This window comes from Vibrio sp. QJM3NY_39, assembly GCF_057785895.1.
In genome coordinates this window covers 1951628-1967383 of sequence record NZ_CM173505.1, presented here as the reverse complement: position 1 = coordinate 1967383, position 15756 = coordinate 1951628, and the positions used below count along the sequence as shown (strand labels likewise).

Annotated in this window: 13 protein-coding genes; 6 read left to right on the top strand and 7 right to left on the bottom strand. The window is 43.3% G+C overall.

Features of this window, described 5'->3' with window-relative positions:
• Positions 1-120: 120 nt before the first annotated feature.
• Positions 121-1281, bottom strand: coding sequence for an HD-GYP domain-containing protein (locus tag AC3CHU_RS08920; RefSeq protein ID WP_114633608.1), 1161 nt, complete (start codon positions 1279-1281; stop codon positions 121-123).
• 425 nt (positions 1282-1706) lie between these two features.
• Between AC3CHU_RS08920 and AC3CHU_RS08915 the strand changes: the two genes are divergently transcribed.
• A complete protein-coding gene (locus AC3CHU_RS08915; RefSeq protein ID WP_054547682.1) occupies positions 1707-2120 on the top strand; it encodes a VF530 family protein in 414 nt (137 codons plus the stop codon).
• A 169-nt stretch (positions 2121-2289) separates the two neighbouring features.
• On the opposite strand, the gene AC3CHU_RS08910 is transcribed toward AC3CHU_RS08915, so the two are convergent.
• The 5 genes from AC3CHU_RS08910 to AC3CHU_RS08890 form a co-directional block, all read right to left on the bottom strand.
• A complete protein-coding gene (locus tag AC3CHU_RS08910; protein ID WP_004733590.1) occupies positions 2290-2481 on the bottom strand; it encodes a hypothetical protein in 192 nt (63 codons plus the stop codon).
• Between the two features lie 226 nt (positions 2482-2707).
• Positions 2708-3466 carry a sulfite exporter TauE/SafE family protein gene (locus AC3CHU_RS08905; RefSeq protein ID WP_488524390.1) on the bottom strand — a complete coding sequence of 253 codons (759 nt, stop codon included), beginning with the start codon at positions 3464-3466 and terminating at the stop codon, positions 2708-2710.
• 192 nt (positions 3467-3658) lie between these two features.
• The gene (locus tag AC3CHU_RS08900; RefSeq protein ID WP_004733593.1) at positions 3659-5179 is read right to left on the bottom strand and encodes a tripartite tricarboxylate transporter permease; all 1521 of its coding nucleotides are present in this window, start codon (positions 5177-5179) and stop codon (positions 3659-3661) included.
• A gap of 10 nt (positions 5180-5189) precedes the next feature.
• Positions 5190-5690 (bottom strand): tripartite tricarboxylate transporter TctB family protein, encoded by a 501-nt coding sequence (locus tag AC3CHU_RS08895; protein ID WP_171308697.1) that lies wholly within the window; start codon positions 5688-5690, stop codon positions 5190-5192.
• Positions 5691-5935: 245 nt separating this feature from the next.
• Positions 5936-6907, bottom strand: a complete 972-nt coding sequence (locus AC3CHU_RS08890; RefSeq protein ID WP_488524389.1) for a tripartite tricarboxylate transporter substrate binding protein — start codon at positions 6905-6907, stop codon at positions 5936-5938.
• 296 nt (positions 6908-7203) lie between these two features.
• Here AC3CHU_RS08890 and AC3CHU_RS08885 point away from each other — a divergent pair, with 296 nt between their 5' ends.
• Positions 7204-8124 (top strand): IS5 family transposase, encoded by a 921-nt coding sequence (locus AC3CHU_RS08885; RefSeq protein ID WP_488524388.1) that lies wholly within the window; start codon positions 7204-7206, stop codon positions 8122-8124.
• A gap of 295 nt (positions 8125-8419) precedes the next feature.
• Entirely contained in the window at positions 8420-11590 is a 3171-nt protein-coding gene (locus AC3CHU_RS08880; RefSeq protein WP_488524387.1) for an HD domain-containing phosphohydrolase, read from the top strand.
• Positions 11591-11621: 31 nt separating this feature from the next.
• Here the strand turns inward: AC3CHU_RS08880 and AC3CHU_RS08875 are convergent, their stop codons facing one another.
• Entirely contained in the window at positions 11622-12386 is a 765-nt protein-coding gene (locus tag AC3CHU_RS08875) for an AraC family transcriptional regulator (protein ID WP_065204714.1), read from the bottom strand.
• 98 nt (positions 12387-12484) lie between these two features.
• Between AC3CHU_RS08875 and AC3CHU_RS08870 the strand changes: the two genes are divergently transcribed.
• From AC3CHU_RS08870 to prpB, 3 genes are all read left to right on the top strand, one after another.
• Positions 12485-13606, top strand: coding sequence for a multidrug effflux MFS transporter (locus AC3CHU_RS08870; RefSeq protein ID WP_488524386.1), 1122 nt, complete (start codon positions 12485-12487; stop codon positions 13604-13606).
• A gap of 378 nt (positions 13607-13984) precedes the next feature.
• Positions 13985-14704: a GntR family transcriptional regulator gene (locus AC3CHU_RS08865; RefSeq protein ID WP_446603579.1), complete on the top strand. Its 720-nt coding sequence runs from the start codon at positions 13985-13987 to the stop codon at positions 14702-14704.
• A 99-nt stretch (positions 14705-14803) separates the two neighbouring features.
• The gene (gene prpB / locus AC3CHU_RS08860; RefSeq protein ID WP_171313462.1) at positions 14804-15700 is read left to right on the top strand and encodes a methylisocitrate lyase; all 897 of its coding nucleotides are present in this window, start codon (positions 14804-14806) and stop codon (positions 15698-15700) included.
• The last annotated feature ends 56 nt before the right edge of the window (positions 15701-15756 follow it).

Below are 15756 nucleotides of genomic sequence, written 5' to 3'. Positions count from 1 at the left end.
AGTAGAGAACAAATTTGTTCTTTCAGCTGCAAACTAGAAAACAAAAGGATGCCTCAGTGGCATCCTTTTTTGTTGGTTTACGTTCTCTTACTTAGGCTTGAATAACAAAGAAGCCATAGTTTAAGCTGTCATTAAGTGCGGCTGAGCATCGTCATTGTATTGCTCCCGAATTGCCATAAAGCCGTCTAGGTTCTGTTTAAGAGCCACAACACACTCTGGGTCGAACATTGAACCGTTCTGCATTTCAATGTATTCCATCACTTCGTCGAGTGTCCACGCGTGCTTATAAGCTCTTTTGCTCATCAGCGCATCGAATACATCGGCTAATGTCACTATTCGAGCTTCGAGTGGTATCGCTGTGTTACTCAAAGCATCTGGTAATCCAGAGCCATCAAACCGTTCATGATGGTGGCGCACAATATTCTTAATGAATTGAATCTCTTCACTGCACATCGAGCTGTGGTGGGAAAGGGCAACCACGTCATCAATCATCTCTTCGCCATACAAGGTGTGATTGTTCATGATGTTTCTTTCTTCTTCGTTGAAACGCGCGCTACTGAATAGCACCTTATCTGGAATTCGATACTTTCCTATGTCGTGAAAGGGTGCATACAACCGGATTCGATGAATGAATTGGTGGGTGATTTCTCTTTTGGTGTGCGACAGAGTGCGAGCAATTTTTTCACTGTATTTACCCATGCGAATTAGGTGTTCTTTGGTTTCTGGATCTCGAGCATGACCCATGTTTAAAGCTATCGCTAAAGAGGATTGAAAGTGACGTTGGCGCTCAAACCACTGAACGAAAAGGCTAGAGATGACTTGAGTGAGATAGGCGATATCACACTGAATAGTTTGGTTAGCAAAAAATCCTGTTGATGAAGCATTGATAAATACAAACCCAAGATTACTTTCTTGATGATGAATCGGTGTTGTATAACTACTTTGATGACCGAGATCGAGCAGGTGAGATATTTGTTTGGTTGAGCTAATGGTGGTGAGGTCGTTGATGATCCGGGTATCTAAAGACTCAGCCATGCGCGACAAAGCCGATTCTGGCGTAAGTTCTTGCTCAACGTAGCGATGTTCGGCTTCTTGGCACAGAGTGTCCGAAACAAAGTAATTCGACGCTCTATTTTCGTTGCATAGCACAACCGAGAGCCTAGACAGAATGGGGTAATGTTCGCGAGCTAGCCGAAAGAGATCATCAACGATGGCGATAATGTCTTTATCTTGGGCGGCTACTCTGCTGATTTTTGAGTAGTCAAACATGGTCAAAGCCAACCTTTATTTATAATTATATCATTGTTTAATATCGTTATTTGTAGGTTTCTATACCACTTCTAACATAGCATCGTGCTGTTAATTAGCAATACTGCGTTCTAATAAATTCATAATTCATTACTTAAATTATGGATATTTCATGCTTCTATCATGGTTTTTGTTAACTTGAACGAATTTGGTCGAAATCTAAGAGAGGCAATAATCGGGAGTACATGGCGGTATTGCACGCGACATTAGGATAGTAAGTGACCATTTTAAAATTAAATTGAAAGATAAATAGGATAACGAGCATGCTTTATGCCATCATAAAGGCATAGATAAGGGCAATGGATGTAATGCCCAAATGATTGAGCTAGATATGGTCAGTGATGACGGTGTTCTAGAGTATATTCAAGGCCGTGAGCTGCCTTGGAAAAGGTAAAGATATGACTGAAGACGAAAGAATCGAACTGCAACAAAACAACCCACTGCACGGCTTAAAGCTAGATACTATGATCACTGAATTAGTGGATCATTACGGTTGGGAAATTTTGGATGCAGCAATGCGCATGAACTGCTTTAACACTAAGCCAACGGTGGCAAGTGCTGTTAAATATCTGAAGAAGACTGAATGGGCTCGTGAGAAGGTTGAAAACTTCTACCTTTACCGTTTCAAGCGTATGCCTAAAGCATCTGATATTGAATACCAAATGCCTCCGCGTTCACGTACGTTCCGCCACGGGTTAGAACCTCGTGAGCCAATGGAATTGACGGTTGAATCGATTCTAGCATCACAAGCTAAAGCAGCGTCTGCATTTAAAGAGCGCCGTGGCGGTAACGGTCGTAACTTTCGTCGTTAATAGAAAGGCGTCGCTAGCAAAAGGGCGTCGTTAATAGAAATACGTCGCCAATAGAAAGGCATCGCTATAAAAACCGTCGAAATAGCGTAATCAGCTAAAACGATAAGCATAAAATACAAAAGGAGCCTAAGTGCTCCTTTTTTAATGCGTGTCGCTTTAGTCGTTTGCCTTAAGCTTCGCGATTCTTTCTTTGATTCTTCCAAAGGTCAACGACATAGACAATGGCGCTGATCAGTAAGAATAACGCTGACACAGAAAACAGAGCGGGCATTTTTAGGATCCACGCAAATGTGGCAGCAAGAAAAGCGACAAAGCAAATGAGTCGACTTGATGACATGACATGACCGAGTTTAATGTTCATAACGCCTCCTAATGAAGTCTCACTTTCGACAGGAGAATTATCCCACCTTTGGTAAAATAAAGGCTAAAAAACAGTCTAAATTGTTATCAAATTTGCTAATTGAAGGACTCGCCTCACATATTTCACCTTGGCTATTTTATGAGCAATGAAATAGCGAAATAGGTATTGAGAGAGTGGAGTCTTTTCGGTCTGTCTTTCATGTTGAAAGCCTTATTGAACTGAACGTCTAGTTAGCATAGAAAAAGTAAGCGGTGATCAAAAAGCTAGCGATGATCACTGTGGTACGAACATATTGTTGTGGGATACGGCGAGAGATTTTTGCTGAATAATAACCACCAACCAATGTACCAAATAATACAGCCATGCCAGACGGCCAATCAATCGAACCATTCACAACAAAGAACACGATTGCCGCGAGTGATGCACACGCAGACACCAACAATTTGATGCCATTCATTACATTAATGTTGGTGTAACCAGCCAGAGCTAAGTAACTCAACGTTACTATCCCCAAACCTGCATTAAAATAACCACCATAAATACACACGATCAAAAGTAATACAGCTGAAAATAATACCCCTGCGCTGGTGGCGTGTTTGTGTTTAGCCGTAACTTTTTTGAGCCATTTATTAAGCGTTCCGCCAAAGGTGAATAGAAGTGCTGCAAAAAGTAGTAACCAAGGAACGGATTGAGTAAATAGGGCTTCTGGTGTGTGCAATAGTAAAAACGCACCAATACCTCCACCAATTACACACAAACCAATGGTCAGTTTTAGCTGCTTAGTACCAGATTGAATTTCGTGGCGTAGAGCGTAGGCTCCGCTCATGTAGCCAGCGCATGAAGCAAAGGTATTGGTCGCGTTGGCCGCTATTGGTGGAACACCAGCAAATAATAGAGCGGGGAAGGTGATGAAGCTGCCGCCGCCCGCAATTGAGTTAAGCACACCGCCAATCACCCCTGATAAGAATAGAATCAACCAATCCATAGTTTTAGAATCCAATACGTTAACTAGCTGGTTACCTTACTTGAATTTGTTATGAATATCAGCGCCGAGTGTGTTGTAAAGGTAGGTTTGTGAGTTTGCTACCATCTTTAATCGCTAGTTCTAATTGAGGTCCTAAATGAAAAAAGGAGCCAATGGCTCCTTTCGTTGAGGTTTCGTTGAATTGGTAGAGTTTTACACTTCTACTGGCTTCGATTTAAAGCTTCTAAATAGTTTTACTAAGATTGGGCTAGATAGTACCAGCACAGCTAGAATAGTGAATGTCATGGTGATTGGTCGTTCCCATAGGAAGCTCAGCTCGCCATCGCTGATCATCAATGCACGTCGTAGGTTCTCTTCCATTAATCCACCAAGGATAAAGCCTAGGAGTAATGGGGCAAGTGGGAAGTTAGCTAACCTCAGCGCAATCGCAACCATCGCAACAATGAGCATTACAAAAACATCCATCGTGTTGAAAGACACCAAGTACACGCCTGTGATTGAGAAGAAGATAATCATTGGCAGTAGTACCGTTCTTGGTACCGCGAGCAGTTTAGAGATGTAAGGGATTAAAGGCAGATTCAAGATAACCAGTACGATGTTACCAAAGTACATCGAGATAATTACTGACCAAAATACATCTGGGTGTTCAACGAACAAGCGAGGACCCGGCTGGATACCGTAAGCGATTAGGGCGCCAAGCATGATTGCGGTAGTACCAGAGCCGGGAATACCAAGCGTCAGTAGCGGAACGAATGAACCACTTGAAGCTGCGTTGTTTGCAGATTCAGGAGCAACAAGACCACGAATACTGCCTTTACCAAACTCTTTCTGTTTGTCTTTTGGCGCAAGGCTACGTTCCATACCGTAGCTTAGGAATGCCGCAATAGTTGCACCTGCGCCCGGTAACACACCCGTAAAGAAACCTAGAATAGAGGAGCGAATCGAAACTGGTGCCACTTCTTTGAACTCTTCTTTGGTAATTTTCATGCTACCAATATCAGCCATCTTTTGGCTTTCTTCGCCACTAGTGTCTTTCTCTGGTTTCAAAATACCCATTAAAGTCTCACCTAAAGCGAATGTTGCCATAGCAAGAAGTAGGAAACTAAAGCCATCCATCAGATCCGTTAGGCCGAAAGTGAAACGTTCAACACCAACCCCTTTATCGATACCAACAGTAGATAGCATCAAACCAAGAATGGTCATCATCCATGCCTTGATCACCTGACCTGGGCCCGCAAACGCCGCTACTGCCGATAAACCTAAGAGCATCAATGCGAAGTAGTCTGAAGACTGAAAGCTCAATGAGACGCTTGCTAAAGCCGGAGCCGCAATCAAAAGCATGATTGCCGAAAGCGTGCCGCCAGTGAAGGAAGAGTAAGCCGCGAGTGCAAGTGCTTTACCAGCTTGGCCTTTTTGTGCCATCGGGTAGCCATCGAATGCGGTTACTACCGTTGAAGAACAACCTGGAGCGTTGATTAATATTGATGACGTCGAGCCACCAAATACAGCGCCGTAGTACACACCAGCCATCAAGATTAGGCCAGAAGAAGGGTCTAGGCCGTATGTAATCGGGATCATCAACGCGATTGCTGAAATTGGACCGAGTCCCGGTAGCATTCCAATAAAGGTACCAACAAAACAGCCAACAATTACCATCATGATGTTCATTGGCATCACGGCGGTCGAAAGTCCTTGTAAAATTCCGTCTAACATAATGTTATCCCTACCAAAGAGTGAAGATTAAACCAGGCTCTAGGTAGATATCTAAGCCTTGAGTTAATAAAAGAAAGAACGCGATAACGAAAGGAAACGACGCGCCAAATAAGACAGCTTTGCGGCGCTCACCCAGTAGGTAAAAGCCTGCAAGTAAGAAGAAGCTGGTTGCTAAAACAAAGCCAAGATAAGTCAGCCCAACACCGTACAGAGCCATTAACACCAAGAAGCCAACAAGTAGTTTCCAGTTCAGCGGCGTAGTGTCGCATGTGACTTTTTTATCCGGCTGTCCGGTTATAAGCAGGATCAACGAAAGGCCAATGCCGATAAACGTTAGCAGGATAGGTAAGGTTCTTGCTGTGAAGGGTTCGTACTCGTCACCGGGGAACAAAGGAATCAGCGTGGTTTGGTAGCCATAGCATAAACATGCAAGCATAAAGAGCATGGCTCCGATGCGATCCTTCGAAAGCAAAGATTCCTTACTCAGAAATTTGGTTGGTAAGTCCGACATATCCAACTCCATTTGGGGTGGTATAAAAAATAAAAAAGCCGTACATGAGCGAGTCAATGAAATGTCTGGGATCACTAACCAAAGGTAAGCGAATTACGGTACTGGTTTATCAGCCACTTGCGTTTACAACGAATCGGCAAGCGTTAGTAATACGTCTACGAATAAACAAAGGAGTTTGAAGTTAACTCATGTACGGCGAAACAAGGAAAGAGTAAGAGGGCACATAGGCCCTCTATGGTTGTTAGTTATTTCAAGAAACCAAGCTCACGCATTAGGTCGCCCATCTGTTTTTCTTGATCTTCTAGGAAGGCGTAAAAATCTTTGTCAGCTTTGTAGTTGTCGATCCAACCGTTACGGTCACGAACCACTTGCCACTCATCGGTTTTGTACATTTTGCCAAGCGCTACATTCCATTCGTCAATCTTCGCTTGGCTTGTGCCCGGTGCTGCAAAGAAACCACGCCAGTTAGCGAATACGGTTTCGTTGCCGTACTCAGTCAGTGTTGGGATGTTAGGTGCAGCGTCAAGACGCTTTGGTGCCGTTACAGCAAGCACTTTCACTTGGCCAGATTTAGACATCTCTAGCACTTCACCAAGGCCAGTAGAAAGAAGCTGTGTTTCGCCAGACAGTAGCGCTGCCATTGCTTTGCCGCCTGCATCGTAGGCGATGTAACGTACTTTCTTAGCGTCGAAACCTTCGCCTTTGAACGCCGCTGCTACCACAAGGTGATCCATGCTGCCACGAGCTGAGCCGCCAGCAATTTTTACTTTACGTGGGTTGGTTTCGAACTCTTTAACGACGTCTTCCCAAGTGTTGTACTTCGAATCAGCAGACGCCACGATTGCACCGTAGTCGGCAATAGTTGCTGCAACGGGTGTCAGGTCTCGGAAAGATTGTGGGAAGATACCCGTTAGTGAACGAACAACGATAGGCGTTGAGTTCACCATCAACGTGTCTTCTTGGCGTTGAGCTGTTTCGATTAGGTGTGCAATGGCTTTACCGCCGCCGCCACCAGACAAGTTTTGGAAAGAGACATTTTCTACGATGTCTGATTTCACCAATACATCACCCGTACCACGAGCTGTCATATCCCAACCGCCACCAGCGCCGCCAGGGATTAGGAAGTGGATTTTTTCTAGGTCAGCAGCAAAAGTGTTGAAAGAAAAGGTTGCTGCGATAATAGAAGCCGCAAGAGTAGGTTTCAGTGCCTTGAACATGATTCACGTTCCTTATGTAGGGGATCTCTTCAATGGAGAGAAACTTATGTTTTATTTCCAGCTACTAAGCAGATGAGTAGGATATTGCTTAGCAGATGAAGCTAAAGTTAACGGTGTGTTAATGAAATGTCTATAATGCGGCGATATTGAGAATAAAGAACATTGGATTAATATTGTTCATAAAGTTCACGGAGGCGTGGCTATAGGACTCTTCCAGGGCTTTGTTGCGTAATTCAATGGAACTAAATCAAGAGCCTACGATCTGATCAGCTACGTTCACTCCTTCTCGTAGCTCTATGCCTAAACCTCGTTACAAAACAACCAACTGGAAGCAATACAACCAATCACTTATTAACCGTGGCTCTCTGACCTTTTGGATTGATGAAGAGGCAATAAACGGGTGGGCGCAAAGCAAACAGAGTAAGCGCGGGAGGCCACGTCGGTTCAGCGATTTAGCTATCACGACAGCGCTCATGGTGAAACGAGTTTTTTCTATGCCACTGAGAGCTCTGCAAGGGTTTATCGACTCAATATTTAGGCTTGCCCATGTTCCATTAAGTTGTCCGCATTACACCTGCATCAGTCGTAGAGCAAAGCAAGTTGAGGTCTCATTTAAGACTAAAGCGAGAGGAGCAATACAGCACCTGGCCATTGATGCAACTGGCCTAAAGGTTTATGGCGAAGGTGAATGGAAAGTCAAAAAACACGGGACAGATGGCAAGCGTAGAGTTTGGCGAAAGCTGCATATTGCCGTTGATACAAGCACTCATGAAATTATCGCAGCCGAGCTAAGTTTATCGACGGTTACAGATGGAGAAGTCCTCCCGAACTTACTGAAACAAACACGCCGAAGTATCCTTGAGGTGTCTGGTGATGGAGCTTACGACACGAGATTGTGTCATGCTGCTATTAAGAGTAAGGGAGCCATTGCGCTTATTCCCCCAAGAGAAGGGGCAGCCTTCTGGGAGCGTGGTCATCCTCGAAACCTCGCCGTGGGTTGCCAGAAGTTATACGGCTCAAATAAGTATTGGAAAGAGCGGTATGGGTACCACAGACGTTCACTATCAGAAACAGCGATGTATCGAGTTAAACAGTTACTAGGAGGACGATTGAGCTTAAGACATTACAATGCGCAGGTGGGTGAGACTTACGCGATGATAAAAGCGTTGAACAAGCTTACTGGGTTAGGTATGCCTGAAACTTGTCGTATTGACTAAGAAACACACGAAATGGGGTAGCTCTATCTATAAATTTAATTACGCAACAAAGCCCTCTTCCAGCAATAATAACTAGGTTTTTCTTGAGTTTATGTGAACAATTTTTTGACTGCTGGTCGCTTTATACTGCTGTGTATCATTAAAGAGGGTACTTATTGCGACACAAAGAGTGATATGGAGAGGCGCTCTTTAATATATAGAATAATATGTTGCTAGGTGTGCAGTGCTACTGTAATAATATGATTATAGCTGGCACGTTACATTTCTGAGCTAGTGGTTATTCAAGGATCGAATAATGACAGACAAAAAAATTTCGTTACGATTTACTGTTGGAGGAATGTTTTTACTCGCGACATTTCTTACCGCTGTTGTTGCGGTTTCACTGCAATATTACTTCAGTAAAAAAATGGCGACTGAGAATACCCTATCAAAGTTGACGATGGTGTCCCAAGAGCTGAGTAACTATATCGGCGCGGTTGATTCTGACGCAGCCAATACCGCGCGTTTACTTTCTTCAGTGAAACGTTCTATAAGTAACAAAATATCTAAAGAAGAGTCACGTACTATTCTTTCAGAAGCAATTAAAGATAACCCTCTCTTTTATAGTATTTACATTGGCTCGTCTAATGAAAACTTCTTCCAAATTATTAATCTAGAATCTGCCCCTGTCGTTAGAGAAAAAATCGGTGCACAACAAACGGACCGTTGGGTTGTGGTTGAGATTCATAATATAGGGGAGGAGCGCGTCCGTACGACGAAATATTTTGACCAAGAGTTTACGCTAAGAAACTCAACTACGGAGCAGAGCAACTACCTTCCAACGACCAGGCCTTGGTATGTTTCTGCTAATGTTCAGTCGGTCGAAAAAACTCAGCCATATCTTTTCCAGCATTTACAAATTACCGGGCAAACTTATTCTTTAGCGTTTGATTCAAAAATAGAATCTGAAGTTCAACATGTGATTGGTATTGATATTGTGTTGTCTTCTTTGGCTAGCAAACTATCAAGTGCGGCGCTTGGCTTAGCAGAAGACAGTAAGGTGGAGTCTTTCTTATATTCGAAATCGGGTAATATTATTGCGTCTAACCTCAAGGTTAACAATCAGGAATCGGAGTTTGATGTACCAACATTGATGCTATCGTCTGAGCAGCAAGCCTTGGTTAACGATACCCCTCCGCTGTTAGTGTCTAATCAAAATGATTGGGGGCCGATGGACTTTTCAGTGGCGGGAAAACCAAACGGCTATGCGATAGACCTTCTTAAAATGATTGGTGAGATGACAGGGATCAAGTTTGAATTTGTTAACGGTTTCTCTTGGGGCGAGCTTGTCAGTAAGTTTCAAGAAGGAAGTATTGATGGCTTGCAATCGGTTCAAAATTATAAAAATAATGGCATAGATGGCCTATACACGACTCCAATTTATGAATTGCCATTTTCTATCGTGACAAGGGTCGGCGCGAAGGTTGTCACTAATTATGCCGAGCTTGAGGGTAAAAAAGTTGCCATTTTATCTGGGTGGTCAATTATTCCTAAGTTGAGAGAGGATTTTCCGAACATTGATTTAGTTGAATTTGAAAACCTAGAGTCTGCATTTAATTCAATTGAAAGCGAAGAGAACTTTGCTTTCTTAGAAGCAGAACCCGTACTCTCGTTTGCATTAGATAGGTTTTTCCAGCCAGGCCTTGTTGTCAATGGGACTCTAGAAGATCTAAAACAGAACTATTCAAACCAATTCCATTTGGTGCTGCAGAGCAAGCATAAACAATTGCTTCCAATCATTGATCAAGCTATCAGCAAGTTAAGTGGTGAACAACTTGATGCCTTAGCGAAAAAGTGGCTGCATGATACCGGCTTTAATACGAATACGACGGTTCCTTATACTGAACTTTATGATTTGACTAAGGAAGCAACGGTTGAAGGCAGTATGGTAAGGGTAGAGTTGAATGGCGAGATCAAACATCTCTATTTAAAGAAAATAGACACGGGCGAACACTACTCTGAGTATTTTGCGGTATTGATTCCCGAATCCGAAGTCTTCAGTACAGTCAATAAACGTCTAGCAACCTCTGTTGGTGTAACGGTGTTACTGATGAGTTTGACGTTGCCTATTGCTTGGGCTTTTGGTGCGCCGATAGTGCATCCAATTCGCCAATTAGAGGAAGAGACTCATAAGGTTAAGCTGCGTGATTATGACAACGTGACAATTCTTGATACTCGAATCAAAGAAGTGTGGGAATTATCTGTTGCCGTAAAAGATATGGCTATGGAGATTAAACGACATGAACAGATGCAAGAGGCGTTTGTTGAGTCGTTTATCAAGCTCATTGCTCAAGCGATCGATGATAAGTCCGCTTATACGGCAGGGCATTGTAATCGTGTACCAGAACTCGGCTTGATGTTGGCTGACGCGGCTGAACAATCACAATCTGAGCACTTCAAAGACTTTGAGTTTAAAAATGATGACGAACGCCGTGAGTTTAGAATTGCGGCTTGGCTTCATGATTGTGGCAAGATCACGACACCGGAACACATCGTCGATAAAGGTACGAAGCTAGAAGCGAACTACAACCGAATCCACGAGGTGAGAACTCGTTTTGAAGTACTTTGGCGTGATGCGGAAATCACTGCTTTGAGAAAACAACTTGAAGGTACGCTATCAACGCAACTGATAGCCGATGAGCTTGCGGCAACGAAACAGCAGCTACAAGATGACTTTGCCTTTATCGCGATATCAAACGTTGGTGGTGAGTTCATGAGTGACGACAAAGTTGCTCGTATTCGTTCGATAGCTGAGACGACTTGGATGCGTAACTTTGATGATCAACTTGGTCTATCACCGATAGAAGCCTTGAATCGAGAATCGAGTTCAATTTTTCCAGCGACAGAGCTGCTGTTAAGTGATAAGCCTGAACATATAGTGAAAAGAGATAGGCCGTTAGAGTTTGACCCGAAACATCAAATCAAAATGGATGTGCCGGAGCATCTATACAACTTAGGCGAAGTCTACAATCTGAGCATTGCACGTGGTACGTTAACTGCTGAAGACCGATTCAAGATAAATGAGCATATGCTTGGCACGATTAAGATGCTTGAGAATCTGCCATTCCCAAAAGAGCTAAGCCGTGTTCCTCGCTATGCTTCGACGCACCACGAAACACTCAAAGGCACAGGATATCCAAGGAAGTTGACTGGCGACGATCTTTCAATTCCAGAACGTATTCTGGTGATCTCCGATATTTTTGAGGCATTAACCGCTGCGGATAGGCCGTATAAGAAAGCGAAGCCGATTAGTGTTGCTGTCGATATCATGTACAAAATGGCGTTGGACGAGCATCTCGATATAGAACTGTTTAGGTTGTTCCTAACTAGCGGGACACATATCCGTTATGCCGAAACGTATTTAAAACCGGAACAGATCGATCATATAGACCTATCAAAATATGTAGTTGAAGGCGTCGCTGCTTAACTTTGCCAGAAAGCATGAATGGCTGTTGACCTCACTTCATGTAGTGAGTTGGGGTTTCTCCGGTGTGTTGCTTAAAGAAATGAATAAACGCACTGTCACTGGAGAACTCTAACTCGTGGGCAACCACAGAGACACTCTTTTTTTCTGACAATTGCTCAATGGCACTTAACAGCCTCCATTGTTGACGCCAAGCTTGGTAAGGCATCCCCGTTTCTTTGATGAATAATCGGCTAACGGTCTTGCTGCTTGCTCCAATATGCTTGGCCATTTCATTGAGTGGTTGAGGTAACTGTGTTCCTAGTTTTACTTTTTCTAACCACAACGCTAATCGTTTATCTTTGGGTAAAGGTAGCGTTAGCTCGTTCCTTTCTGCGTAAGAAAGTTCTTCGCAACACAACGCCAATGTGTTTTGTTGCTCTTCACTAGGTTTATCCCAATCCCAAAAAGCCATTCGTTCGATCAACTCCTTTAGTAGTGGTGTGACGTTAAGAATACTTAACTCTTCAGGCAAGTTTTTAATGTGAAGAGGATCAAAATAAAGCGAACGATAGGCCACGACATTGGTCATGGTTGCACAATGCTCAATTCCTGCGGGTATCCACGCAACTTTGGTGGGCGGCAACACACAATGCATTCCGTCGAGGGTAATACTGATGCAACCATGTGGTGCAAATAACAATTGTGCACGGTTGTGTGTATGCATACCAGAATCGTGCCTGCCGACTTGGGCGGCAATGCCGACAAAGGGATAGGGCATTCCATCAACATAAAAAGGTGTGTTGTCATCGATTAACATTATTTGTCCTTATTTTGATATTTGTTGTTCTACTGTTGATATTTGAACATAAATGAAATTCATATACTTCTCTTATTCCAGTTTTAGAAGAGAATAATATGAATAAAAAACCCCATATGGGACTGATCATCGTTCTGCTGATGTTCCCCCAAATTGTTGAAACTATCTACAGCCCAGTATTGCCGCACTTAGTTGATTATTTTGGTGTATCGATGGCAAGCGCTAGTCAAACCTTGTCGATTTACTTTATTTCTTTTGCTATGGGTGTTGTTTTTTGGGGACGAGTTTCTGATCTTATTGGCCGAAGAAAAGCGATGTTGTGTGGTTTGTTTACTTATGGCGTTGGTTGCCTTTTAGCTATCACGGCAACTCAATTTGATATGGTCATGATTGCGCGGGTTGTTTCAGCTTTTGGGGCGGCGGTAGGCTCAGTTATTGGTCAAACAATATTGCGAGATAGCTATGAAGGCAAAGAGCTAGGGAAAGTGTTTTCGCTAGCAATTGTTGCAGTCTCAATCAGCCCTGTTGTTGGTTTAATGTCAGGAGGATTGATTGCTGAATATTTTGGACACTTAGTGGTGTTCAGTTTACTGCTTGTCATGGCTTTTATATTGCTGATCGTATCGGCCTTTTCCTTACCCGAAACGAAACCTGCTGATACTAAAACAGTCAGCTTTATTGGTATTTTCACGGTAATGGTAAAAGATAGAGATATTTGGAAAAGTGCGATTCTTGTGGCTTGCTTTAATGTCATGATGTTTAGCTATTATTCTTTAGCGCCATTTATGTTCAGCCAGTTTGGCTTAAGTTCCATTGAATTTGGTTACAGTGGCGTGATATTAGCGGCAGCATCTGTTTTAGGAAGCTCGATGAATAAACGATTGCTAGTAAAAGAATGGGGTTCCCAAAGACTCATTCAGATCGCGGTGTTAATCAGCTTTGTTGGGGCTGTTCAGGTGTACTTTTACCAAGACAGCCTTTGGTTTCTTTTAGGAATGGCTGCTGTGGTTGTAGGGTTTGGTATGGCAAGTCCTAATATATTTAGTACGGCGTTGGTCAATTATAAACAGCAAGTTGGCACAGCAGGGGCGGTTCTAGGGTTGTTGTATTACTGTTTAATTGGTGGGGGATTAGGGCTTGCTGGTGAGATTGGTAACTTAGGGGTAGTGCTAATAGGAATGTCTTTATTGGCAAGCACTATGTTGATGTCTCGTGATTAACCAATTTTGAGAGTGTTAATCTTGTGAATAATAAAGAGAGGCGATCATTGCTTCTCTTTTTTTTGGTCTAAATCGCTGATGAGTAGAAATGAATACTATCTCTGAAAGTTGACTGTCAGTTGTCGACACATTGTTTTCGAGAAAATTTGAGGTGGGTAAGGGTTTGAAGCTTGCTCACGATTTAACTTAATGAATAACATCTATTTATTTTCTTTTATGGCTTCGTTTTACTACTTCTCTACCGATTAATAAAAGTACTACCTTAGTCTAAATTGTCGACAATCTACTTGATTGTCGACAATTTGATCGTGTATTTTATGTTCATGTTATGAAATTGTTGACAGTTAGGGTCGGCAATCAGAAGTGAGCAGCGTGAATATGAATACTGCGATAAAAGATCTCACCTTAAGTGCAAACACGAAAACACGTATCAGTGACAAAGAAAACACCAAGTCGGAAAATCTGACAGAGTATCTCGTTGAGGCGATTGTTAACGGTGAATTACCACCGGGCAGTAAGATCTCGGAGCCTGAACTGGCTAAACGCTTCGAGGTAAGTCGAGGTCCATTACGTGAAGCGATAATGCGTATCGAAGGGCTTGGCCTGATTGAGCGAATTCCTCATGTCGGCGCTCGAGTTATTACTTTTTCGGCAGACAAACTGCTAGAGCTTTACGCGGTGCGAGAGGCATTGGAAGGCATGGCGGCGCGCTTAGCAGCGCGACATATCACACAAGAAGCGCTTATCGGGCTTGAAGGATTATTGTCGACACACTCAAAGCACATCGATGAAGTTGAGGGTTCTTCTTACTTTCATCAACATGGGGATTTCGATTTCCATTACCGCATTATTAAAGCGAGTCGTAACAGCAAACTCATTTCGTTGTTGTGTGACGAGCTTTATCACCTATTACGCATGTACCGCTATCAATCGCCTAGGGCTCAGTCTCGACCAAAAGAGGCGCTCGATGAACACAAATACATCCTACAAGCGATTCGTAATCGCGATGAAGAGCTAGCAGAAATGCTAATGCGACGACACATCTCGGGCAGTCGATTGCTAATAGAACAACAAATTCAATCCAAAGATCTTGATTAAGCGACCATTGGAATCTGTCAGCGGATCAGTGCTGGCGATAACCAAAGGTATAAATCTTAAAGATTAGCTAGAAATAAACAATTAACAGGGAGCGTCATTATGAAGTTATCAGCAGGAGCAAAGTTCCGACAAGCTGTGCAAGACAACGACCCATTGCAGATCGTCGGTACGGTGAATCCGTATTGCGCGATGATGGCAAAGAACTTGGGGCATCAGGCGATCTATTTGTCGGGTGGAGGTATCGCCAATGCGTCTTATGGTTTACCTGATTTAGGTATTACCACATTGAACGATGTGTTGGTGGATGTTGAACGTATTACCAATGCGTGTGATTTGCCATTGCTGGTGGATATCGATACGGGATTTGGTGGCGCATTCAATATCGCACGTACCATTCGAGCGATGGAGAAGGCAGGCGCAGCTGCAATTCACATGGAAGACCAAGTCGCTCAGAAACGTTGTGGTCATCGACCAAATAAAGCGATTGTAAGCCAGCAAGAGATGGTCGATAGAGTCAAAGCGGCAACCGATGCTAGAACCGATGAGAGCTTTGTGATTATGGCGCGTACCGATGCATTGGCGGTTGAAGGTATTGATAGCGCGATTGAGCGAGCGATAGCTTGTGTTGAAGCGGGCGCAGACATGATCTTCCCTGAAGCGATGAATCAACTCGATCAATACGTGAAGTTCTCGGCGGCGTTGAAATCAGCAACGGGTAAGCACGTGCCTATTCTTGCGAACATCACTGAGTTTGGCCAAACGCCACTCTACAACTGTAACGAGTTAGCCCAATCAAGTGTCGACATGGTGCTTTATCCATTGAGTGCGTTCCGTGCGATGAACAAAGCGGCGGAGAGTGTTTACAAGCACTTGTTAGTTGAAGGCAATCAAGAAGCTCTGTTGGATTCAATGCAAACCCGTAAAGAGCTTTACGAACACCTGAATTACCACGACTACGAGAACAAGCTTGATCAGTTGTTTTCAAGTGAAGGGTAAACCAGTTTCAATTAATCAAAAATCAACTTAATCCAATAACGTGAAATGGTTAGTCG

Excerpts from the sequence above, each read along its gene's own strand:
- AC3CHU_RS08915 (WP_054547682.1), top strand. The coding sequence starts at position 1,707 with ATGACTGAAGACGAAAGAATCGAACTGCAACAAAACAACCCACTGCAC.
- AC3CHU_RS08900 (WP_004733593.1), bottom strand. The coding sequence starts at position 5,179 with ATGTTAGACGGAATTTTACAAGGACTTTCGACCGCCGTGATGCCAATG.
- prpB (WP_171313462.1), top strand. The coding sequence starts at position 14,804 with ATGAAGTTATCAGCAGGAGCAAAGTTCCGACAAGCTGTGCAAGACAAC.
- AC3CHU_RS08875 (WP_065204714.1), bottom strand. The coding sequence starts at position 12,386 with ATGTTAATCGATGACAACACACCTTTTTATGTTGATGGAATGCCCTAT.
- AC3CHU_RS08905 (WP_488524390.1), bottom strand. The coding sequence starts at position 3,466 with ATGGATTGGTTGATTCTATTCTTATCAGGGGTGATTGGCGGTGTGCTT.
- AC3CHU_RS08870 (WP_488524386.1), top strand. The coding sequence starts at position 12,485 with ATGAATAAAAAACCCCATATGGGACTGATCATCGTTCTGCTGATGTTC.
- AC3CHU_RS08865 (WP_446603579.1), top strand. The coding sequence starts at position 13,985 with ATGAATACTGCGATAAAAGATCTCACCTTAAGTGCAAACACGAAAACA.
- AC3CHU_RS08880 (WP_488524387.1), top strand. The coding sequence starts at position 8,420 with ATGACAGACAAAAAAATTTCGTTACGATTTACTGTTGGAGGAATGTTT.
- AC3CHU_RS08890 (WP_488524389.1), bottom strand. The coding sequence starts at position 6,907 with ATGTTCAAGGCACTGAAACCTACTCTTGCGGCTTCTATTATCGCAGCA.
- AC3CHU_RS08885 (WP_488524388.1), top strand. The coding sequence starts at position 7,204 with ATGCCTAAACCTCGTTACAAAACAACCAACTGGAAGCAATACAACCAA.
- AC3CHU_RS08910 (WP_004733590.1), bottom strand. The coding sequence starts at position 2,481 with ATGAACATTAAACTCGGTCATGTCATGTCATCAAGTCGACTCATTTGC.
- AC3CHU_RS08895 (WP_171308697.1), bottom strand. The coding sequence starts at position 5,690 with ATGTCGGACTTACCAACCAAATTTCTGAGTAAGGAATCTTTGCTTTCG.